A 22,378-nucleotide genomic window follows, 5' to 3' on the forward strand; every position below is an offset into this window, starting at 1 on the left:
AATAAAAAGGACAACGCATCATGGCATTCAACTTCAACGAAGCGATCGACCGCCGTCACAGTGACAGTTCAAAGTGGACAAAATTTGCTGAGGACGTGCTGCCGATGTGGGTCGCGGATACCGATTTTCGCTCTCCGGCCTGCGTCACCGACGCGCTAACGCAGCGTATCGCCCACGGCGTGTTCGGCTATGGCGGCGCGCCTGCCGGGCTGGCGGATGCGTTTATCGCCTGGTGCGAGCGCCATTACGGCTGGCAGGTGAAAGCGGAGTGGCTGATCTTCCTGCCGGGGATTGTGTCGGCGCTGAATCTCAGCGTCCGCGCCTTCAGCGATGCAGATGCGGGAACCCTGGCCCCGACGCCGATCTATCCCCCGTTTCGCAAAGCCGCGAAGGCCGCCGGGCGCAGCCAGATTAGCGTGCCACTGCGCCCGCAGCAGGGCCGGGAGGTGCTGGATCTGCAGGCGATTGATGACCAGATGACCGGGCGTGAACAGCTGCTGATGCTGTGTAACCCGCAGAATCCGGGCGGCACGGTCTATCGCCGCGACGAGCTGGAAGCCCAGCTCACTTTCGCCCGCCGTCACGATCTGGTGGTGTGTTCCGATGAAATTCACTGCGATCTGCTGCTGGAGCCGGGCTGCAAACATATCCCGTTCGCCATCCTGAGCGAGGACGCCGCGCAGCGCTCCATTACCCTGATGTCGCCGTCGAAAACCTTCAATATTGCCGGGCTTGGCGCCTCGGTGGCGGTGATCCCGAACCCGGAACTGCGTCAGCGCTTCAACGCGGTGCGGGACGGCATCGTGCCTTCAGCGGACGTGCTGGCAATAGTCGCGGCCCAGGCGGCGTGGCAGGACGGGGACGCCTGGCTGCGCGCCCAGCTCGACTATTTACGCACCAACCGTGACCGGCTGTACGAGGCAGTGAACGGCCTGCGCGGGCTGCAGATGAACAGCCCGGAAGCCACCTACCTCGCCTGGGTCGATGCTTCCGGGCTGGAAGTGGACAATCCGACCACCTTCTTCCGCCGGGCCGGGCTGGGTTTCTCGCCGGGTGAGGACTTTGGCGACGCGCAGCACGTGCGCATAAACTTCGGCTGCACCGCCGCCACACTGGAAGAGGCCATTGGGCGGCTGACGCGTGCCGTGACGCGCTAGGGCTTGAACACCGCGCGGATGCAGCCGTCCTCTTTACGTTTGAACATCTCGTAGCCGCGCGGGGCATCCTCCAGCGAGAAGCGGTGGGTGGCGAGGAAGTCGGTGCGCAGTTCACCGTGCGAGGCGTGATGCAGCAGGCGCTCCATATAAAACTGTCCGTGCTGCTGGGCGGTGCGGATCGTCAGCCCCTTGTTCATCGCCACGCCGAGCGGGAATTTGTCCATCATCCCGTACACGCCGAGGATCGCCAGCGTCCCGCCTTTGCGGCAGGAGTGAATCGCCTGACGCAGCGCGGTGCCGATATCGGTGTGCATTTTCAGCGCCTGTTTGGTGCGATCGTAGGCGTACTGCAGTCCTTCGCCGTGCGCTTCCATCCCCACGGCGTCGATGCAGCTGTCCGGCCCGCGCCCGCCGGTGAGGTGCAGCAGCGCTTCGTAAATGTCCACCTCGGTATAATCGAGGGTGATTGCGCCGATTTTCTCCCGCGCCATCGCCAGCCGCTCCGGGAAGCGGTCGATGACGATCACCCGCTCGGCCCCCATCAGATACGCGCTCTGTGCCGCCATCAGCCCGACGCCGCCTGCGCCCCACACCGCCACGGTATCGCCGGGGTGAATATTGCAGAAGTCAGCCCCCATATAGCCGGTGGGTGCCGCATCAGAGAGAAACAGCGCCTGCTCATCGGACACCGCATCAGGCACCACAAAGCAGTCGGTATCGGCAAAGGGGACGCGCACGTACTCGGCATGTGAACCGGCATAGCCACCGAAGGCGTGGCTGTAGGCGTAGATCCCGGCAGTGGGATAGCCGAGAATCGGCTCCTGTAAATGGGCGTTCGGGTTGGTGTTATCGCAGCAGGAGTACAGGCCGTGATTGCAGTACCAGCAGGAGCCGCAGGCGATAAACGACGGTACCACGACCCGGTCGCCGCGCTTGATGTTTTTCACCTCGTGTCCCACCTCGACCACCTCGCCCATAAACTCATGACCAAGAATATCCCCCTCCTCCATGCTCGGGATCAGCCCGTCAATGACGTGCAGATCCGAGCCGCAGGTGGTGGTCAGCCCAACCTTAATGATGGCATCGTGCGGGTTAACGATTATCGGGTCGCCCACGGTTTCTACGCGCAGATCGTTTACGCCATTCCAGCAAAGTGCTCGCATCGTTTACTCCTCTACCTTGTCCATGCCACCGTGACGTCCGGCCGGCTGCGGCTTATTGGTGGCAAACTCACCGGTTTCCGCCATGCTTTTGAAGCGCCGTAGCGCCTGGCTGAGCATCGCTTCCGGCACCAGATCGATTTTCTTCGACAGCCACTCGCCAAACACGCCGCCGGGCGGCGAAAAATGCAGGGTCATGGTCACTTCGGTGCCGCGCTCATCGGAAACCGGCCGGAACGCGAGCCGCCCGGCATTGGGCACGGTGGCCTTCTTTTCCGAGGCCCAGGCGATGTACTGCCCGCGCGCCTCGTCAACGATATACGCATCCCACTCGACGTTTTTGCCAAGCGGTACCGGCACCTCCCAATGGGACGCGGTATTGCTCAGGACGGTAATGCGCGCGAAGTGCGCCATCAGGCGGGGAAAAATGGCGGGGTCGCGCCAGAGGTCGAACAGCGCCTCGGGGGAACGGTGAATGAGGATGGATCGGTGCAATCCAGGCTCGTCGGGGTGGTTCCAGAGATCGTCTCGCTTTACGGTATCGTGCATTGGTCTCTCCCATCAGGTCGAAAACAGGCGTGAATACTCCTTACTGTGCGCGGTCAGACTGCATGCCCCTATGACTATAGACAATAAAAAGGGCCGCCCGGAAACCCGAACGGCCCTGCCTGCATGGCAAAGGCGCTATTCCCGTTCGCTGGCGACGATGTCCTCTATGGACCACGGGTGGAATTTAATCGTCACGCTGCCGTCGGTCACCGCCAGCGTCGGGTTTGGCAGGCGCTCCCGCTCGACCTTGGGTGAACTGGTTTTCACCGAAATCCCCGGCTGGCTCAGCCCTTCATCGGAAAGCAGCGCGACCGCGCGGGCATTCAGCGTTTCCGGGTCGCCCGGCAGCACGATTTCCACGTGCTCCCACCCCTCATGCGGGTAGCGCTTCTCCCCCGGCCACGGCAGCTCAACAATGGAAAACTGCCAGTGCGCCACCATGACCGGCGTATGCAGCCTGAACAGGCAGATGGGACGCCCGTTGATGATGTTCTCCGACAGCAGCTCGCCGCACTGTTCAAAGCCCTTACGCCAGCGCTCGGCGGTAGCGTTCTGATGGCAGCGCAGTGAGATGTGGTCGGCGTCAAGCGGGGCAATATCCAGCCCGAGACGCGCCGCCAGGGCGGTGAGCGCGGCGCCAAAACGCGGCAGGTCGGCGTGGATATCGTGAAGGTCGTCAATGGCGTGCCAGTCGGTCATCGGTGCTCCGGGAAAGTGTGAAAAGGCGCTACTCTACCCTGGTGCGGGCCGCTTAAAAACCCCCGCCTGCCCTTGCCCAGCGCAGGGCTGACGTCTCCCACCAAATGCAGTATAATCCCGCCCCTGGTTTTTCAAATGCATCACGCGGCACCCCTGTTGTGCTGCCTCTTTACGGTAAGGTATCCCGGTGAATATTCAGGCTCTTCTCTCAGATAAAGTCAGTCAGGCACTGATTGCCGCAGGTGCGCCTGCGGATTGCGAACCCCAGGTTCGTCAGTCAGCCAAAGCGCAGTTTGGTGACTACCAGGCCAATGGGGTCATGGCGGTAGCGAAAAAACTGGGCATGCCGCCGCGACAGTTAGCTGAGCAGGTTATCGCCAGCCTCGATCTCACCGGCATCGCTGCAAAAGTGGAAATCGCCGGTCCGGGCTTTATCAATATCTTCCTCGACCCGGTGTTCCTCGCGCAGCGCGTGGATGAAGCCGCTGCCTCCGACCGCGCGGGCGTGACAAAAGTTGCCCAGCCGCAAACCGTGGTGGTGGACTACTCTGCGCCGAACGTCGCGAAAGAGATGCACGTCGGTCACGTGCGTTCCACCATCATTGGTGACGCTGCGGTGCGAACCCTTGAGTTCCTCGGGCACAAGGTGATCCGCGCCAACCACGTCGGCGACTGGGGCACCCAGTTCGGTATGCTGATTGCCTTCCTTGAGAAGCAGCAGAACGAAAACGCCGGCGACATGGCGCTGGCAGACCTGGAAAACTTCTACCGTGAAGCCAAGAAACACTACGACGAAGACGCTGATTTCGCCGAGCGCGCCCGCGCTTACGTGGTGAAGCTGCAGGGCGGCGACGAGTACTGCCGCCAGATGTGGCGCAAGCTGGTGGACATCACCATGACCCAGAACCAGCTGACCTACGAGCGCATGAACGTCACCCTCACCCGCGACGACGTGATGGGCGAAAGCCTTTATAACCCGATGCTGCCGGGGATTGTGGCCGACCTGAAAGAGAAAGGTCTGGCGACCGAGAGCGAAGGCGCTACCGTGGTGTTCCTCGACGAGTACAAAAACAAAGAAGGCGAACCGATGGGCGTCATCATCCAGAAGAAGGATGGCGGCTACCTCTACACCACCACGGACATCGCCTGCGCGAAATACCGTTATGAAACCCTGCATGCCGACCGCGTGCTCTACTACATCGACTCGCGTCAGCACCAGCACCTGATGCAGGCGTGGACCATCGTGCGTAAAGCGGGCTATGTACCAGACTCCGTACCGCTGGAGCACCACATGTTCGGTATGATGCTGGGCAAAGATGGCAAGCCGTTTAAAACCCGTGCCGGTGGCACCATCAAGCTGACCGAGCTGCTGGACGAAGCGATGGAGCGCGCGCGCCGTCTGGTGGGCGAGAAGAACCCGGACATGCCGGCAGACGAGCTGGAAAAACTGGCTGACGCCGTGGGCATCGGCGCGGTGAAATACGCCGATCTCTCCAAGAGCCGCACCACCGACTACGTGTTTGACTGGGACAACATGCTGGCGTTTGAAGGCAATACCGCGCCCTATATGCAGTATGCCTACACCCGCGTGCTCTCCGTGTTCCGCAAGGCGGGCGTCGATGAAAGCAGCCTCACCGCTCCGGTAGCCATCACCGAGGAGCGCGAAGCGGCGCTGGCGGCACGTCTGTTGCAGTTTGAAGAGACGCTGACCACCGTGGCCCGGGAAGGCACCCCGCACGTGATGTGTGCTTACCTCTACGACGTGGCGGGCCTGTTCTCCGGCTTCTACGAGCACTGCCCGATCCTCAGCGCCGGGAGCGACGCGGTGCGTCAGAGCCGCCTGAAGCTGGCGCTGCTGACCGCGAAAACCCTGAAGCTGGGTCTGGATACGCTGGGTATCAAAACCGTCGAGCGCATGTAATATCTCGCCTGCGGTAACAAAAAAGCCTGAACGTGATGTTCAGGCTTTTTTTATGGCGTCGTGCTCGGGTCAGAGGTAGCTGCGCAGATACTCTGCCAGACAAAGGATCGCCATCGCCTGGCCGTAAGGCATCGAAGTGAGCGGGATCTGACGATAGAATTCCAGGTCATGGCCCATGCCGGTACCAAACGAGGTTTGCAACAGCTCGCCGTCCGGGGAGATGTTCGCCACAATGCCCTTCACCGCTTTTTCGGCGACGGCAGCATACGCTTTCCCGATGTAGCGCTTGCGTACCGCTTTCAGGATACCAGTGGCAAACCCGGCGGTGGCCGACGCTTCAAGGTAGGAATTCGGATCGTCAAGCAGCGTATGCCACAGCCCGCTGCGATCCTGGCATTTGGCCAGGGCAGCAACCTGATTCTCCAGCACCTGAATCAGATAGCGTCGCACCGGGTCGCGCTCCGGCAGGTCCACCAGCTCCAGAAAGTCCGGGATGACAATCGTCAGCCAGCTGTTGCCGCGCGCCCAGCGGGCGTTCGCGAAGTTGTGGTTGCCTTCGTAGCTCCAGCCGTGGAACCACAGCCCGGTTTCCCGATCCATCAGATTCTGGACGTGCAGCAGGAACTGATACACCGCTTCCTCGACGTACTCCGGCTTCCCGAGCAGCTTGCCGATCTTCGCCAGCGGCAGCACCGTCATCATCAGGGTGTCGTCCCACATCTGCTGATGGTTCTCTTCCGCCAGGGTGATGTGTTGCATGCCGCCCCATTCGGTGCGCGGCATCTCATACATTGCCCACTCGGCCCAGCTCTCCAGCCACGGCAGCCAGGCCGGATTACCGGTCTCCTCATAGCGGTACGCCAGGGTGAGGAACGGCGCCATGGTGTTAACGTTTTTGGTGGTCGCCCCTTCGGCAAAGCGGTCGGCGAACCAGCCGTCGATGATATCACGCATGGTGGTATCGCCGGTCTGACGCCAGTACTGGTACATGCCGTACAGCCCTACACCGTGGGTCCACTCCCAGCCGGCCCAGCCTTTGGTGTCAATCACGCGGCCATCATCCAGGCGCAGCAGGAACGCGCCGGTTTCATCCTTGATATTGACCAGATTATCAGTGAGCTTGTGGATCAGGGACTTCAGCTCATCCCGGGCGATAAAACGCTCCGGCTGGCACAGTAACGGGCTGTGTTTGACAGGGTAAACAATCATTAACTTAACCTCTGTGTCGTGTCGAATTCAGGTGCATGGCCCTTCAGCGCGGGGGCTGCCGGTTTGTTACGGTTCAGATAGCCGATGTTGTTGTTGCCCCACAGGTTCTCGTAAGGCATACCCGCCAGCATCTCAACCGTGGCGCGGTTGTGCGGGGTTGCGCTTTCCGGGATCGCCCGGCCGGTGGTGCGCATTTTGCTGGTCTCTTCGCGCAGAATGCTGTGGGTGGCCAGGTTCAATTTAAAGCGCAGTGAAACCAGGAAACCGCAGGCCAGTACGATGAGCGTGCCGACGCTGAGGATCATCAGAATGGTGTGGCTCACCGCCGGTGCCTGCACGCTCTGGCCGGACACGAAGCCGGACATCTGCATCACAATGCCCACCAGCATGACGGCACCTGCCTGGGAGGCTTTGCGGGTGAGCGTCATGATGCCGGCGAAGATGCCTTCGCGGCGCTGGCCGGTAATAACCTCATCCACATCGGCGATATAGGTATAGGTGTTCCACGGCACATAGTTGATGCCGCCGCGCCCGAGGCCGGCAATAGCGGAGATCAGCAGCAGCAGCGCGTAAATATCGCTTAACCCGGCGTAGTAGAGCATCGCGTAGGAGAGCGAGCTGAGGCCGAACAGCACCACTACCATCCGGTAAGAGGGTGCCGGTCCGAAGCGGATGCACAGCGGGATCATGGCGATCACGGCGATGAACTGGAAGATAGCCATGGTGCCCAGCAGGTTTGAGGCCATCGCCGCTTCCTGCATCAGCACGAACACCACGTAGTAGGTGAATACGGCGTTGAACACGTCCTGGGCGATGTAGCCCCCAAGGTACATGCCAAGATGCTGACGGAAAATCTTAATGCGCAGCGTGGAACTCAGTTCGACGAACAGCCGGTTGAGACTCTGGCCCAGCGTCAGGCTTTTCTTCTCTTCTTCGGCACGCAGCGCCGCTTCAGACCACTCCTCACGAGGCCGCTCCCAGGTGAAGAACCAGACGAACGTCAGCATGATGGCGCACAGCACCGAGAACACCAGGCTGGCGTAGAAGAAGGAGATCGCGTTGTCTTTACCGAACTGGGTGAGCAGCACGCCCGGCAGGAAGGACGCGAGAATGGCCGACATCTGCGCCATCGAGATGCGCGCCCCGGAGAACTTGGTTTTCTGCTTGAAGTCATCGGTCATCTCCGGCACCAGGGTTTCGTATGGCACCAGGATCATGGTGTAGACAATGTCGAACAGCAGGTAGGTCAGCAGGTAGTACCAGAAACCCATGTCCCCGACCCACATCAGCGAGTAGCTGAAGACGCAGGGAATACCGAGCAGAATAAAGAACTTGCGGCGGCCAAAGCGGCGACCGAACCAGGTGGTGCCGAAATTATCGGTCAGGAAGCCCATCAGCGGGCTGACTACGGCATCCAGCACGCGCGCGGCGGCAAAGATAAAGGTCGCCTCGATTGGCGTAAGGCCACAGAAGGTGGTGTAGAAATAGAGCAACCAGGCCGCCGTCAGGGCGGTGGTCCCTGCCCCGAGGAAATCTCCGGAGCCGTAGGCGAGGTAATTAGGAAGGCCAATTTTTCGTGTTTTCATTGCCGTCAACCCTGTAGGTACTAATGGGAGATCCCCGGCAACGCTGCCCGAAGGGCAACAGGGAACCTGTTACGGCTAAAGTAAAAGTATGAAGTAAGGGATACCTTTTTGTTTCTGCCATCCGGGAAGCGATGCTGGCAAAAATGCAAAGAGTGCCGCTATCCGTGTCACTGATTTATAAAACAGTGTTTTGGGATGTTCAAAAGAAGGTGTCGGATTTGCGAAGCGGCTCGTAAAGCCTGGGGGAAATGGGGTAAAAAAACCGGGCTGCGCATGGCAGCCCCGAGAAATTAGTTATAGTTCACAATCACCTGATTCGACTGCACCCGCATCATCGGGAACAGCTTCCCGCCACCGGGCACTTCCCAGATGAAGCGCAGCGGTTCGCTGGCGGGCACCCCGGTCAGACCGCGCGTAGTCCCCTGCCCGCCTTCAATCGCGACGCAGCGGCTGAGCGAGCAGAGGCGCGTCTGCAGGCCCGCCGGAATGGGGCCGTTCAGCTCGTAGCGCCAGACCACGAGGTTCATCACCCCCTCCGGCTTATCCTTCGGCATCAGCGGCGAGGACGACGCCGCCACGCCGCGCCAGGTTAGCGTAGTGCCGCCGTTGCTGGCTTCCCACGCCCCCTCGCCCTTCGCGAACGCGGCTAACGGCAGGCAGAGCAGCAGCAGTAAGCCGCGCATCACTGACCTCCGATGGTGGCAGTCATGCGGATGTTGCGGTTGTCAGTCATTTCGAGATTCGACAGCACCACCAGCTGCGGCAGACTGCGGCGCAGGAAGCGCGCCAGCAGCGGACGCAGGGCGTGGTTCACCAGCAGCACCGGCGGCGCACCCAGCATCTCCTGACGACTCAGCGCCTGCTGCGCCTGCTCCAGCAGGCGGTCTGCCAGCCCAGGTTCCAGCCCGCCGCCGCCCTGTAGCGCCTGCAGCAGCAGACGTTCCAGCGCGGTATCCAGACCAATCACCTGCACTTCGCCGTTGCCCGGGAACCACTGCTGGGTGATGGCGCGGCCCAGCGCCACGCGCACCACGTTGGTCAGCTCGTAAGGGTCGCTCTGTACCGGCGCATGTTCGGCCAGGGTTTCGAGAATGGTGCGCATATCGCGGATCGGCACTTTCTCGGCCAGCAGGTTCTGCAGCACCTTGTGCAGCGTGGTGAGCGTCAGAATGCCCGGCACCAGATCTTCGGTCAGCTTCGGCATCTCCTGGGTAACGCGATCCAGCAGCTGCTGCGCTTCCTGACGACCAAACAGCTCAGGCGCGAACTGGCCGATGAGGTGATTGAGGTGGGTTGCCACCACGGTACTGGCTTCCACGACGGTAAAGCCCTGGATCTGCGCCTGCTCTTTCAGGGCGCTCTCAATCCACACCGCGGCCAGGCCAAAGGCCGGATCGACGGTGGTTTCACCCGGCAGCGTGCCGGCTGCGGTACCGGGGTTAATCGCCAGCCAGCGGCCCGGATAGGCCTCGCCGCTGCCAATCTCCACCCCTTTCATCAGGATACGGTAGCGCGCCGGCGGCAGATCCATGTTGTCACGGATATGCACCACCGGTGGCAGGAAGCCCATCTCCTGAGCAAATTTCTTACGAATACTGCGAATACGACCGAGCAGCTCGCCGTCCTGCTGGTTATCCACCATCGGGATCAGGCGATAACCCACTTCCATACCGAGGGAGTCTTCCAGCTGAACATCGTTCCAGGTGGCTTCCACCGCCTGGGTGGTTTCCGGGGCTTTCACCGGTGCCGCCGGGGCTGGCGCTTTCATTTCGCGTCCGCGCATCCACCAGGCGAGTCCCAGCAGTGCCGCGGTGAACAGCAGAAACACCAGGTTAGGCATGCCAGGCACCATGCCGAGCAGACCCAGTACCGCCGCGGCCAGCAGCATGACGCGTGGGTTGCTGAACAGCTGGGTCACCATCTGCTCGCCCACGTCCTGTTCGGTGGCCACACGGGTGACGATCACGCCCGCCGCGGTGGAGATCACCAGCGCCGGGATCTGAGCAACCAGGCCGTCACCGATGGTCAGCAGCGTATAGCTCTCAGCCGCGTGACCGAACGCCATATCGTGCTGCAGCACGCCGACCAGCAGACCGCCGACGACGTTGATCACCATAATCAGGATCCCGGCGATGGCGTCACCGCGCACGAATTTACTCGCACCGTCCATCGAACCGTAGAAATCAGCTTCCTGGGTCACTTCTGAACGGCGCTTCTTGGCTTCTTCTTCCCCAATCAGGCCGGCGTTGAGATCGGCATCGATGGCCATCTGCTTACCGGGCATCCCGTCGAGCACGAAACGTGCACCCACTTCGGCGATACGACCGGCACCCTTGGTGATAACCATGAAGTTGATGATAACGAGGATGATGAACACCACGATACCGATGGCGAAGTTGCCGCCGACCAGGAAGTGCCCGAAGGCTTCCACCACTTTACCCGCCGCCGCGCCGCCGGTATGCCCTTCCATCAGAATGATACGGGTGGAGGCCACGTTGAGCGCCAGACGCAGCAGCGTGGTAAACAGCAGAATGGTCGGGAACGCCGCAAACTCCAGCGTGCGCTGGGTGAACATCGCCACCAGCAGCACCATGATAGAGAGGGCAATGTTAAAGGTGAAAAGCAGGTCGAGAACAAATGCCGGCAGCGGCAGTACCATCATCGACAGAATCAACAGGATGAGGATCGGCCCGGCAAGGATCTGCCACTGGGTCGATTTCATATTGCCAGGCAAGCGCAGCATTGCAGCCAGATTAGCCATCAGTGTCCTTCTCGTTCATAAAGTCCAGCCCCGGAGGCACCGGAAGATTTACAGGTTTTTTCGGGATCAGGCCGCCCGCCACGCGCCAGCGACGCAGCTGCCAGACCCAGGCCAGCACTTCCGCTACCGCCGAATAGAGGGTGCCGGGAATTTGCTGACCTATCTCCGCATGGCGGTAAAGCGCACGTGCCAGCGGAGGTGCTTCGAGCATCGGAATGCGATGCTCGTTGCCAATTTCACGGATGCGCAGCGCCACCAGCCCTGCGCCCTTCGCCACCACTTTCGGCGCGCTCATTTTGTTCTCTTCATAGCGCAGCGCTACGGCGTAGTGCGTCGGGTTGGTAACGATAACGTCGGCCTTCGGCACGTCGGCCATCATGCGGCGACGGGCAGCGGCGCGCTGCTGCTGGCGGATGCGCCCCTTCACGTGCGGGTCACCCTCGTTCTGCTTGTGCTCGTCGCGGATATCCTGCCGCGTCATGCGTAATTTTTTGATGTGGCTGAAGATCTGGAAGAAGACGTCAAACCCGACCATCGGGATCAGACCAAGTACGATCAGCACGCCGCACAGCGCCACAATATTCAGGGCATTACGCAGCGCCGAAACGGGCGACTCGCTGACCAGGCGCAGCATCTCCGGCCAGTTATGCCAGACATAAAAGCCGGTGACCGCACCCACCAGCAATGATTTCAGTACCGCTTTCAGCAGTTCAGCCCCGGTCTGGGCCGAGAACATGCGCGCAATGCCCGGCAGCGGGTTAAGCTTGCTGAATTTAAACGCCACCGCTTTACCGCTGAACAGCAGGCCGCCGAGCAGCATCGGTGCGGCAAGCGCCACCAGCACAAGTCCGGTAATCAGTGGCAGTAACGCCATCAGAGACTGCTTAAGAAGGCTGCCGATCTGGCCGACAATCAGGCTGGGGTCATTGATAATGCTGTGATCGAAATGCAGACCTGCCGCCAGCATGGCCGCCAGTTTTCGACCAAGGGGCGCCCCGCCCACCCAGAGGATCGACACGCCTGCCAGCAGCATCAGCAGCGAGGTCAGTTCTCTGGATCGGGGTATCTGCCCATCCTCACGCGCTTTTTCTATTCGGTGGGGTGTGGGGGCCTCTGTCTTTTCCTGGTCGCTATCTTCAGCCACTACGTCAATCTCGACACGTTTTTCCCGCAGTTATCATGCCAGAGGGCCGCGTAGCCAATGCCGTGAATAGCCCGCGTAAAGGGGGCTTTTTACTGCGTTTAGTAAGGGGTGCACGCCGCGTGTTACGGACCGGGAGATGCGATTTGCTACCGCGATAATGGACGGTAAACCAACGCCCGCTGCGGGAACGCGCTCGGATTAAACGCGGGTCTGATTTAACCTAAGCCCAGTAAATAATGTATAAAATAGCATCGCCCGACGCTAAAAATAATATATCTCTGCGCCCTTTTATTTATCAGACCTATATTAAAACTGGCACAATTAAATATTCTTACAAAATTTCATTTCGTAATTAAGATTCTTATAAAGAATCCGCTTCGCGCGTTGAACACAGCGTATATAATGCCGAAAAAACAAGCTTTATTATTTTTTGTTTCAATTGCGAAAGCATTACGCACCAGGGAATATTAATAAGGAGTGGTTGTTATGCGTTTTACGAAAAATATGTTATTCAGCACGCTGCTGGCAATGTGCTCAGCCTCGGCAATGGCGTCAGAAATGAATGCGGGTGTGGTGCATTTCACCGGTGAAATTATCGAGCCAAGCTGTGAAATTTCCGGCGATGACGGGCACGACAGCACCGTGCCACTGGGTACCTATCCCACCTCGCTGTTTGCCAAAACCGGCGATGAATCACCGGAGGTGCCATTCTCCATTGCACTGGTCGATTGCCCGGTCACGACAGATGGCCTGGCAATGGTGCAGCTCACGTTCACTGCCCCCACCACGCTGACCGGTACCCCGACGCTGATGGACGTCAGTACCATCACCACCGAGGGCGACACGGCCGCGACGGGCGTCGGCATCGCAGTGAGCCTGGACGGTAAAACCGAGCTGCTGAAGTTCGACGGCAGCGAAGGTCAAGTCTATGTTCCGCTCTCCGCCATGCCGGACGATACCCTCACCACCAACTTTAATGCCCGCTATAAATCCTTTAGCGATACAGTTACTGCCGGCCCGGCGGACGGTGATATGACCGTCAATATTCTTTACCGTTAATTTAATTTTAGTGAATGTCTGAACGGGCACTTACTCATTAATTACTTCATACCCGGCGCTGGTCGGGTATGAAGTAATACTCTCAAATTATAATTAGCATTGATGGTTAGCATAATGCGAACAGTGAATTTATTTATCCTTTGCCTCTCAGCAACCCTTACTGCTCCTGCGCTTGCTGGCGGAGTACAAATAGGGCGTACCCGCGTTATTTACGACATCAATAAAAAAGAGGTTGAACTGGCCCTGATAAACCGGGACCGTGAATTGCCCTGGCTGGTGCAGTCCTGGGTTGATACCGGCGACGGAAAAACCCGCGGGCCGTTTATTATTACGCCTCCGCTTTTTCGGCTGGATGCGCAAAAAGAACAGAGCCTGCGCATTACCTGGACCGGTGCGCCGCTGGCAGAGGATCGCGAATCGATGCTCTACCTTAACGTCCGCACAATCCCGGCCAACGAAAAGGGCTCGGAGGATAAAAACGTGCTGCGTCTGATCTTCAAAACCCGGCTGAAGCTGTTTTTCCGCCCGGCAGCGCTGGCTGGCACGCCTGCAGAGACCTGTAAAAACCTGAGCTTCAGCCGCAGCGGTAATACGCTGATCGTTACCAACGGCGGCCCCTATTACAGCGTTTTCGAATCGCTACAGCTCGGCGCTACCCGGCTGGATAACATTGAACTGGTGGCACCCAAAAGCCAGGCGCAGTTTGCGCTACCTACAAACACCAGCGGCAACAACGTCTCCTGGCGCTGTGTTACCGACTATGGCAATGCCTCCGCTGCCTTCAGCGCTGCGCTGCAGGCGCACTGAGCATCCCGATGAGCAGAAAAACCCTGGTTAGCAGCGGGCGGCTGCGCACCCTTCTGCCCTGCGTGGGCGGTACCCTCCTGCTGGCGTCGTCGACGGCCGAAGCGCGCGAATTTTATTTCGCCCCTTCATCGCTGGAAGGCGACACCCTGGCACAACAGGATATTGACCTGTCGCTGTTTTCGCGCCCGGATGCGCAGCTGCCCGGCAGTTGGGTCTCACGCATCATCCTTAACACCCATTCACTGCCGGATGAGAGCATCAGCTACCTGAGCGGCCCGGATGGCACTCTGCAGCCCCAACTGACGGTGGCGCAGCTGCGCCGATGGGGCGTGCGCGTCGATGAGTACCCTGCGCTTGCCGCGCTGCCCGACAACGCGCCGCTGCCGCAGTCGATTGGGCACTACATCCCTTTTGCCACCGCCGCGTTTACGTTTTCCACCCTGACGCTGCACCTCAGTCTGCCTCAGGCCGCGCTCAACGAAACCCGCGCCGGGGAGATTGACCCCTCGCGCTGGCAGGACGGCGTGCCGGTGCTGTTCACCGACTATGCGTTTTCCGGGTCGCAGAACGAGGACAGTGCGCACCAGCGCGACAGCAGCCAGTACCTTAACCTGCGCAGTGGCCTGAACCTCGGTGGCTGGCGGCTGCGTAACTATTCCACCTGGAGCGAGACTAACGATCAACATAGTTGGGAATCGCTCAGCAGCTGGATCCAGCATGACGTGGATGCCCTGCGTGCGCAGTTCACGGCCGGCCAGAGCAGCACGCGCGGCGACGTGTTCGACAGCGTGCAGTACACCGGCGTTAACCTGGCCTCCGATGAGGAGATGCTGCCTTACATCCAGCGCGGGTTTGCGCCGGTGATCCGCGGCATCGCCAGCTCCAACGCCGAGGTCTCGGTGCGGCAGAATGGTTATATTATCTATCAGCAAAACGTCGCGCCTGGCGCGTTTGAGATAACCGACCTGAACTCCACTACCAACAGCGGCGATCTGGAGATTTCCGTAAAGGAAGCGGATGGCACGGTGCACAGCTGGACTCAGCCCTACTCCAGCGTGGCGGTTATGCAGCGTCCCGGTCAGATAAAGTATGAGGTCACGGCGGCGCGCTTCCGGGCGGATAACAACAGCCAGCAAAATGAGCCGCTGTTCACACAGGGCAGCGCAATTTATGGCATCAATAACACCCTGACAGCATTTGGCGGCCTGACCGCCTCTGCGGATTACCAGGCGGGCAATGTGGGCGTCGGTCTGGTGCCGGGCGAACTGGGTGCGTTCTCCTTCGACGTTACCTGGGCGCGGGCCACGCTGGATGACAACACCCGGCACACCGGACAGTCTTACCGCGTGCTCTGGTCCGGGAAAATCGATGCCACCGATACCAACTTCACCCTTGCCAGCTACCGCTACTCCACGGCGGGCTACTACAGCTTCGCCGACGCGAATCAGCGCTATGACGAAGATGACTGGACCTTTCGCTACAACAAGCGCAACCGGGTGCAGGCCAGCGTCAGCCAGACGCTGCTCGGCAGCAGCCTCTATCTTAACGGCTACCAGCAGGATTACTGGGGAACCTCGCAGCGCGAGCGCAGCGTTACCGCCGGTATCAACCGTACCTTTGGCGGCGTCAGCGCGCATCTGGCCTGCACCTATACCACCTCCGGGGATGATGACAGCGATCGCATGATAAGCCTCGGCTTCAGCGTGCCGCTCAGCCGCTGGCTGCCCAACAGCTGGGCCAGCTACAGCATGAGTAACAGCCGCCACGGCGACACCAGCCAGAGCCTCGGCCTGAGCGGTACGCTACTCGACGATCAGCGCCTGAACTACTCGCTGCAGCAGAGCCATACCAACCATGACGGCACCGATAACAGTAGCCTCTATACCAGCTACCGTTCCGAATACGCGAACGTCAATGCGGGCTATTACTATGGCGCCGACGACTCCTCGCGCGTCAGCTACGGAATCAGCGGCGCGGTGGTGGCCCATCCCGAGGGTGTTACCCTCTCCCAGCCGCTGGGCGATCAGTTCGCTATCGTCAGCACCGGCGGGGCATCAGGGGTGCGTTTCAAAAATCAACGCGGCATTCAGACCGACTGGTTTGGCAACGCCATTATCCCGTCACTGACAGCCTATCAACAAAACACGCTGCGCGTGGATACCACTACCCTGCCGGAGGATGTAGACACCAATGCCACCGCGGTGATGGTGATCCCCAGCCGCAGCGCGGCGGTGACGGCCCGATTTGATGCCCGCATCGGTTACCGTGTGCTGGTGACCCTGACCCGGGACAATGGCCGTCCGGTGCCGTTTGGCGCCGTGGCCAGCGTCGAGGGCCAGGCGCAGAGCGGTATCGTGGACGATGGCGGCATACTTTACCTCGCCGGAATTGGCGAACAGGCAGGTGTACGCGTGCAGTGGGGTGCCGACCCGGCGCAACGGTGCCGCGCCCGTTTGCAGATTCCCGCCGCCTCAGCCTCGCGCTCCACGGCGATCCGCACCCTGTCCGCACGCTGTCAACAGGAGACACCCCATGCAGATTAACGTCAGAGCAGGTTCACTGCCGTTGCTCGTCACGCTGATGAGCGCCCCAGCACAGGCAACCATCCTTCACAATTGTTTCAGCGCGGCTGCCAGCTATGGCAGCAGTTACAACATGGCGCTGTCGCCGGACGAAAACGTCACGAATCACATCCTCGCCATGTCGCATTATCTGGTAGGTAACGGCGCGGAAATTGAAGCGAACTGCAGTTGCCCGGGCAACCTGCTCAGCACGACGCAGATCATGACCACAAACTACGCTGGCAGCCCGTTGCCGCCCGGCGTCTCGGGGTACGGTTATCTGACGGCGCACCTCGACGCCGATGTGCAGGCGTACAGCAATGCCGTTGACTCCCCGGACGGAACGGGCCTGACGCCCATTCCCATCAACAGCTACCCGACGCCGGTGTCCGGAATGATGAAGGCGCTTGAGCAGAAGAAACCGACCGAGCAAACCGCCAGCGTCTGCAGCGAGAGCACGCGCCCCGTCGGGGCCAGTACCACTAAACGCAAGTTCAAATGGAACGTGATCGCCGTGACGCTGTATGTCAAAAAACCGATCCTCGGTGAGGAGACTATCCCCGCGACGCTGATGGCGCAAAACTATGCCTGCCTCTCGTTCGGCTCCGGCAGTTGCGATATCGGCAGCGCCCAGCAGGTCTCCAACATCTGGCTTAGCGGTACGCTCACCGCCCCGCTAAGCTGCGTGATCAACGCAGGGAGCACCATTGAGGTGGACCTGGGGCAGACCATGACCAGTCAGTACGTTGCGGCGGGTCAACCTCCGCAAGGCTTTACCCTGAAAGACGTGGATATCTCCTACCGCTGCGATAATCCGGCGGTGAATAACCAGCAGAAAATCAAGCTTACGCTGAGCGCCGACCGCGGTGTGGTCGATTCAGGCAAGTTAATTGCGCGCATGATCGATCGTGACGATATGGGAGTACGGATGTTTGATAACAACAACAACCCGGTGATGCTGGATGGCAGCGTCGAGTTTCCGGTGACGCTTGATGAACAGGGGAACGGCAGCATCGTGATGAAGGCCGCGCCGGTGAGCACCACGGATTCGCGCCCGGCAGCCGGGAAATACGAAGGGAATGTGACGGTAAAAATGGATTTACGCTAGAAAAACTACGCCCCCGGATACCCTGGCATCCGGGGGCGTATCAGACTCAGAAACCGAGACTGTCGAGCAGATCGTCAACCTGATCCTGGCTTGCCACGACGCCAGCGGCGGTCGCATCAAGCTGCGGGCCGTTGAGCAGGCTGTCGTTCGGACGTTTAGCGCGGCTTGGCTGATCCGGAATGTTTTCCAGCAGCACCATCAGCAGCTGGCGCTCAATCTCCTGCACCACGTCCATCATGCGCTTGATAACCTGACCGGTCAGATCCTGGAAATCCTGCGCCATCATGATTTCCAGCAGCTGTGCGTTAGTCGCCCCGGTATGGGACGGCACGTCTGCCAGATAATTACGGGTGTCGGTGACCAGCTCACGCGCGTCACTCAGTTCGATCGGGTTCTCAAACCACTCATCCCAGCGGCTGCTCAGCGCTTTCGCGCCGGACTCCATCTGGTTCTGATGAGGCTGGGAAGCCTCTACGCAGTTCAGTGCGCGCTCGGCGGCCTGCGCCGTCATCTGTACCACATAATCCAGGCGGTCGCGGGCATCCGGAATCGCCTCAGCTGCTTCTGCAATCGCCTGATCGAGTCCCAGCTCCTTCATGGTGTCGCGCAGCATACGCGTCAGACTACCAATGCGGGCTATGATATCGCCGGGCGTATGCTCATCAGTCGGTTTGATTATTGGTTGCATCATCGTCCCGCCCTCACATGCCGAGTTTTTCGAAGATTTTGCCCATCTTCTCTTCCAGGGTCGCAGCGGTAAACGGTTTTACCACGTAGCCGCTGGCACCCGCCTGCGCTGCTGCGATGATGTTCTCTTTCTTGGCTTCCGCCGTGACCATCAGCACCGGCATGGCAGCCATGTTGCTGTCGGCACGAATGGTTTTCAGCAGCTCAAGGCCGTCCATATTCGGCATGTTCCAGTCGGAGATCACGAAGCCAAAACCGCCAGCCTGCAGTTTTGCCAGCGCGTCCACACCATCTTCCGCTTCTTCTACGTTGTTGAAACCCAGCTCTTTCAGCAGGTTACGTACAATGCGACGCATGGTGGAGAAATCATCCACTACCAGGAACTTAAGATCTTTATCTGCCATAACCACTACTCTCCTCTTAAATACGTATTGCCTGTCCGGCACTGATTTTCGCCAGCATCTGCTGGCTGACCTGGCTTAGATCGACCACTTCGCTGACGCCACCTGAATTGATGGCCTCTCGCGGCATGCCGAACACCACACAACTTGCTTCGTTTTGCGCGATGGTCCAGGCACCGGCCTGGTGCATCGCTAACATTCCGGCCGCGCCGTCGTTGCCCATCCCGGTGAGAATAACCCCCACCGCGTTGCGCCCCGCATGTTTCGCGACTGAATGAAACAGCACATCGACGGCCGGGCGGTGGCGGTTTACCGGCGGCCCGTCATGTAATTTGATTTGATAGTTTGCCCCGCTACGCGCCAGCTCCATGTGCCGATCACCGGGCGCAATATAGGCGTGTCCTGGCAATACACGTTCGCCGTCTTCTGCCTCTTTCACACTAATCTGGCACAGTTTGTTCAGGCGCTCGGCGAAGGAGCGGGTAAAGCCCGGCGGCATGTGCTGGGTAATAAGCACCGCCGGGCTTGAGAGCGGCAGCGGTTGCAGCACGTGGCGAATCGCCTCGGTGCCGCCGGTTGACGCGCCAATTGCAATCAGTTTTTCCGAACTGAGCAGCGGGCCGGCCTTCAGGGTGGCCGGGGCCGCTTCCGGCGCGCGCGCCGAGAGTTTTGCCCGCGAGGCGGTGCGCACTTTATCGGCGATCATCTCGCTGTAGGCCAGCATCCCTTCACGAATGCCCAGCTGCGGCTTAGTCACGAAGTCGATAGCGCCCAACTCCAGCGCGCGCAGGGTGATTTCCGAGCCCTTCCCGGTCAGGGAGGAGACCATCACCACCGGCATCGGACGCAGGCGCATCAGTTTTTCCAGGAAATCGAGGCCGTCCATGCGCGGCATTTCCACGTCGAGCGTGAGCACATCCGGGTTAAACTTTTTAATCAGGTCGCGGGCAACCAGCGGGTCCGGTGCGGTCGCTACCATTTCCATGTCGCTGTGGCTGTTAATGATCTCGGTCATTATCTGGCGCATCAGCGCAGAGTCATCCACTGACAACACTCTGATTTTACTCATGCTCTTTCCTTACTCAGCGAATAGACGGTCTGGCCACGTAACCAGAAGTCGCGACTGAGGTTGCTGAAGTTCTCTGAATGCCCGGCGAACAGCAGGCCGTCGGGTTTAAGCAGCGGAACGAAGCGCCGCAGGATCTCTTGCTGTGTGTCCTTATCAAAATAAATCATCACGTTGCGGCAAAAGATTGCATCGAACGGGCCGCCGATGTCGTACTGCTTTTGCAGCAGGTTAAGCGAGGCAAACTCAACCTGATTCGCCAGATCCTGGCGCACGCGTACCAGGCCATCATGCGGACCGGTGCCGCGCATGAAATAGCGCTGCAACTGCTGCGGCGACAGCGTTTTCAGCTCTTCCAGGCGATAGATGCCGCTGCGCGCTTTTTCCAGCACTTCGGTATCAATGTCGCTGGCAAAGACCTTCCAGCGACCCGGTGCCGTGCCCAGCGTGTCCGCCAAGGTAATGGCGATAGAGTACGGCTCTTCCCCGGTTGAGGCCGCCGCGCTCCACACGCGATATTCGCCGCTGTGCTTGCGGGCATGCTCCGCCAGCACCGGGAAGTGGTGCGCCTCACGGAAAAAGGCCGTGAGGTTGGTGGTCAGGGAGTTGATAAACGCCTGCCACTCCGCGCTGTTCTGGTTCGCTTCCAGCATACCGAGATAGCGACCAAAATCGTCCAGCCCGAGGGTGCGCAACCGGCGGACCAGGCGGTTGTAAACCATATCCCGCTTATGGTCAGCCAGCACGATCCCCGCGCGCTGGTAGATTAATTGACATATCCGACGGAAATGAGCGTCGGACAGCGCGAGGCGCTGTGTCATCTGCAACAATAATGACGTTTGCCCGGTAGGCAGTGATGATGTCATAGCGCCTTCTTATTACCGTCAGGGTGTAACCGGCACCGCGTCAAACGGTACCTGCTTCTCCTCGCGCACCTGCGCGTGGTCGAGCTGAAATGCTGCCACCAGAGTCGTAAGGTGGTCAGCCTGATTTGCCAGTGCATCCGTGGCCGCCGCAGCCTCTTCCACAAGCGCGGCGTTCTGCTGAGTAACCTGATCCATCTGGCTTACTGCCTGGGCAACCTGTTCGATGCCGCGGCGTTGTTCGTCTGAGGCAGAAGCGATCTCCCCCATAATGTCGTTAACCTGCGTCACCGAGCGGACAATGTCCGCCATGGTGGTGGACGCGGTATCCACCAGCACGCTGCCCTGCTGGACGCGTGCCACGGACTCGTCGATCAGCACTTTGATCTCTTTTGCCGCATCGGCGCTCCGGCTGGCGAGGTTACGCACTTCCCCGGCCACGACCGCGAATCCGCGTCCCTGCTCACCGGCGCGGGCGGCTTCCACCGCCGCGTTGAGCGCCAGGATGTTGGTCTGGAACGCGATGCCGTCAATCACGCTGGTGATGTCACCAATCTTTTGCGAGCTGGCTTCAATCTCGTGCATGGTGCGCGCCATGCGTGCGGTCTGTTCGCCGCCCTGCTCTGCGGTTTGTGCCGCGTTCTGCGACAGCTTCGCTGCCTGACGGGCGTTGTCCGCGTTCTGGCCCACGGTGGCAGTCAGCTGTTCCATGCTGGCCGCGGTCTGCGCCAGCGAGGCCGCCTGCTGTTCGGTACGCGACGACAGATCGTTATTGCCGGCGGCAATTTCACCGATGCCGGTATGCATCGCATGGCTGCCGTTACGCACCTGGCTTACGGTGTCGCGCAGCGAGGTCTGCATATGTTTCAGGCCGTCGAAGATCTCCGAGATCTCGTTGCGTCCGTACACGGCAATGGGCCGCGCCAGATTTCCCGCCGCGATGCTCTCAAAGTGGCTGCGGATAATCGCCAGCGGCTGCACCAGCATCACTTTCGACCACAGTAGCGCCCCGGCCATGAGCAGCAGGGCAATCACCGTCACCACGGCAAAAATAATCCCCGAGATCTGGTAGTTCTTTTTGCTGTCTTCGCTGGCGCTCACCACAAAGTGGTTGATGTACTGCTGCCAGGCGTTGAAGCTCGCTTCAAAGGCATCCTGCGACTGCTGCACTGGCGCGGTCAGAAAGTCGGAGAGCTGATTGCTCTCAAGCCAGGTGGCCTGATGCTCAAGATCCTCACGCCACGCGGTATAGCTTTTGGTTGTCGCGGCAGTCAGGGTCGCCGCGGTGTCGGTCGCCGGCTCGCTGGCGGCAAACTGTTTAAACACGCCGTCCGCTTTCTGCATGCTGGCACGCGCGGTGGTCATCAGCGCTTTGATGTCCTCCGCCGGGTAGCTCAGCGCCGTCAGAGTACCGGCACGACTCAGGGCGGTGCTGGCCTGTAACAAGGCCGCGCGGCTCTGCGCCAGGGTATCGCGTTGAAGGTTGCTCGTCTCGACCGTTTTCAGGTTCTGAAAGTCGTCACGAAAAGCCCAGAAGGACAAACCATTACTGCCAATTTGTAAAACGCCACACACAATCAGAATCAAAAAAAGACTGGTCGAGATACGAATACGGTTCAACATCAACGTTCCCTTATGCG

The 22,378-nt window shown here is 59.9% G+C and carries 19 protein-coding genes; 6 read left to right on the forward strand and 13 right to left on the reverse strand.

What is annotated here, in order from left to right; all coding sequences use genetic code 11:
• The first annotated feature begins 20 nt into the window (after positions 1-20).
• A complete protein-coding gene (locus tag KFZ77_RS11775; protein ID WP_264384298.1) occupies positions 21-1,157 on the forward strand; it encodes a MalY/PatB family protein in 1,137 nt (378 codons plus the stop codon).
• On the opposite strand, the gene KFZ77_RS11780 is transcribed toward KFZ77_RS11775, so the two are convergent.
• The 3 genes from KFZ77_RS11780 to KFZ77_RS11790 form a co-directional block, all read right to left on the reverse strand.
• Positions 1,154-2,320 carry a zinc-dependent alcohol dehydrogenase gene (locus KFZ77_RS11780; RefSeq protein ID WP_264384299.1) on the reverse strand — a complete coding sequence of 389 codons (1,167 nt, stop codon included), beginning with the start codon at positions 2,318-2,320 and terminating at the stop codon, positions 1,154-1,156. The two genes, KFZ77_RS11775 and KFZ77_RS11780, sit on opposite strands and share 4 nt — an antisense overlap.
• A 3-nt stretch (positions 2,321-2,323) precedes the next feature.
• Positions 2,324-2,866, reverse strand: a complete 543-nt coding sequence (locus KFZ77_RS11785) for an SRPBCC family protein (RefSeq protein ID WP_031521190.1) — start codon at positions 2,864-2,866, stop codon at positions 2,324-2,326.
• 135 nt (positions 2,867-3,001) lie between these two features.
• Positions 3,002-3,565 carry a VOC family protein gene (locus tag KFZ77_RS11790; protein ID WP_264384300.1) on the reverse strand — a complete coding sequence of 188 codons (564 nt, stop codon included), beginning with the start codon at positions 3,563-3,565 and terminating at the stop codon, positions 3,002-3,004.
• A 187-nt stretch (positions 3,566-3,752) separates the two neighbouring features.
• Between KFZ77_RS11790 and argS the strand changes: the two genes are divergently transcribed.
• The gene (gene argS / locus KFZ77_RS11795) at positions 3,753-5,486 is read left to right on the forward strand and encodes an arginine--tRNA ligase (protein ID WP_264384301.1); all 1,734 of its coding nucleotides are present in this window, start codon (positions 3,753-3,755) and stop codon (positions 5,484-5,486) included.
• Between the two features lie 69 nt (positions 5,487-5,555).
• Here the strand turns inward: argS and bglB are convergent, their stop codons facing one another.
• The 5 genes from bglB to flhB form a co-directional block, all read right to left on the reverse strand.
• Positions 5,556-6,695, reverse strand: coding sequence for a beta-galactosidase BglB (gene bglB / locus KFZ77_RS11800; protein WP_031521185.1), 1,140 nt, complete (start codon positions 6,693-6,695; stop codon positions 5,556-5,558).
• Positions 6,695-8,281: an MFS transporter gene (locus KFZ77_RS11805; RefSeq protein ID WP_264384302.1), complete on the reverse strand. Its 1,587-nt coding sequence runs from the start codon at positions 8,279-8,281 to the stop codon at positions 6,695-6,697. Before KFZ77_RS11805 ends, bglB begins: the two co-directional genes overlap by 1 nt.
• Before the next feature lie 290 nt (positions 8,282-8,571).
• Entirely contained in the window at positions 8,572-8,964 is a 393-nt protein-coding gene (gene flhE / locus KFZ77_RS11810; protein ID WP_264384303.1) for a flagellar protein FlhE, read from the reverse strand.
• Positions 8,964-11,042 carry a flagellar biosynthesis protein FlhA gene (gene flhA, locus KFZ77_RS11815; protein WP_031521180.1) on the reverse strand — a complete coding sequence of 693 codons (2,079 nt, stop codon included), beginning with the start codon at positions 11,040-11,042 and terminating at the stop codon, positions 8,964-8,966. The genes flhE and flhA overlap by 1 nt, the downstream gene beginning before the upstream one ends.
• Complete coding sequence (gene flhB / locus KFZ77_RS11820; protein WP_031521178.1) at positions 11,035-12,186, reverse strand: flagellar biosynthesis protein FlhB; 1,152 nt, start codon at positions 12,184-12,186, stop codon at positions 11,035-11,037. Before flhB ends, flhA begins: the two co-directional genes overlap by 8 nt.
• A gap of 486 nt (positions 12,187-12,672) precedes the next feature.
• On the opposite strand from flhB, the gene KFZ77_RS11825 reads away from it, so the two are divergent.
• The 4 genes from KFZ77_RS11825 (at position 12,673) to KFZ77_RS11840 (ending at position 17,721) form a co-directional block, all read left to right on the forward strand.
• Positions 12,673-13,245, forward strand: a complete 573-nt coding sequence (locus tag KFZ77_RS11825; RefSeq protein WP_264384304.1) for a fimbrial protein — start codon at positions 12,673-12,675, stop codon at positions 13,243-13,245.
• Positions 13,246-13,359: 114 nt separating this feature from the next.
• Entirely contained in the window at positions 13,360-14,052 is a 693-nt protein-coding gene (locus KFZ77_RS11830; protein WP_264384305.1) for a fimbrial biogenesis chaperone, read from the forward strand.
• Between the two features lie 8 nt (positions 14,053-14,060).
• Positions 14,061-16,595 carry a fimbria/pilus outer membrane usher protein gene (locus tag KFZ77_RS11835; RefSeq protein ID WP_264384306.1) on the forward strand — a complete coding sequence of 845 codons (2,535 nt, stop codon included), beginning with the start codon at positions 14,061-14,063 and terminating at the stop codon, positions 16,593-16,595.
• Positions 16,585-17,721: a fimbrial protein gene (locus KFZ77_RS11840; RefSeq protein WP_264384307.1), complete on the forward strand. Its 1,137-nt coding sequence runs from the start codon at positions 16,585-16,587 to the stop codon at positions 17,719-17,721. Before KFZ77_RS11835 ends, KFZ77_RS11840 begins: the two co-directional genes overlap by 11 nt.
• Before the next feature lie 46 nt (positions 17,722-17,767).
• Here KFZ77_RS11840 and cheZ read toward each other — a convergent pair whose 3' ends face one another.
• The 5 genes from cheZ to tap are packed head-to-tail and all read right to left on the reverse strand — an operon-like array spanning position 17,768 to position 22,361.
• Positions 17,768-18,412 (reverse strand): protein phosphatase CheZ, encoded by a 645-nt coding sequence (gene cheZ / locus KFZ77_RS11845; protein WP_031521170.1) that lies wholly within the window; start codon positions 18,410-18,412, stop codon positions 17,768-17,770.
• 10 nt (positions 18,413-18,422) lie between these two features.
• Positions 18,423-18,812: a chemotaxis response regulator CheY gene (gene cheY, locus KFZ77_RS11850; RefSeq protein ID WP_031521169.1), complete on the reverse strand. Its 390-nt coding sequence runs from the start codon at positions 18,810-18,812 to the stop codon at positions 18,423-18,425.
• A 16-nt stretch (positions 18,813-18,828) separates the two neighbouring features.
• Complete coding sequence (locus tag KFZ77_RS11855) at positions 18,829-19,878, reverse strand: protein-glutamate methylesterase/protein-glutamine glutaminase (RefSeq protein ID WP_031521167.1); 1,050 nt, start codon at positions 19,876-19,878, stop codon at positions 18,829-18,831.
• Positions 19,875-20,741, reverse strand: coding sequence for a protein-glutamate O-methyltransferase CheR (gene cheR, locus KFZ77_RS11860; protein WP_031521165.1), 867 nt, complete (start codon positions 20,739-20,741; stop codon positions 19,875-19,877). The genes KFZ77_RS11855 and cheR overlap by 4 nt, the downstream gene beginning before the upstream one ends.
• An 18-nt stretch (positions 20,742-20,759) precedes the next feature.
• Complete coding sequence (gene tap, locus KFZ77_RS11865) at positions 20,760-22,361, reverse strand: methyl-accepting chemotaxis protein IV (RefSeq protein ID WP_031521163.1); 1,602 nt, start codon at positions 22,359-22,361, stop codon at positions 20,760-20,762.
• Positions 22,362-22,378: the final 17 nt, after the last annotated feature.

Origin of the sequence: Siccibacter colletis, assembly GCF_025914095.1 — a bacterium.
Lineage (GTDB): Bacteria > Pseudomonadota > Gammaproteobacteria > Enterobacterales > Enterobacteriaceae > Siccibacter > Siccibacter colletis.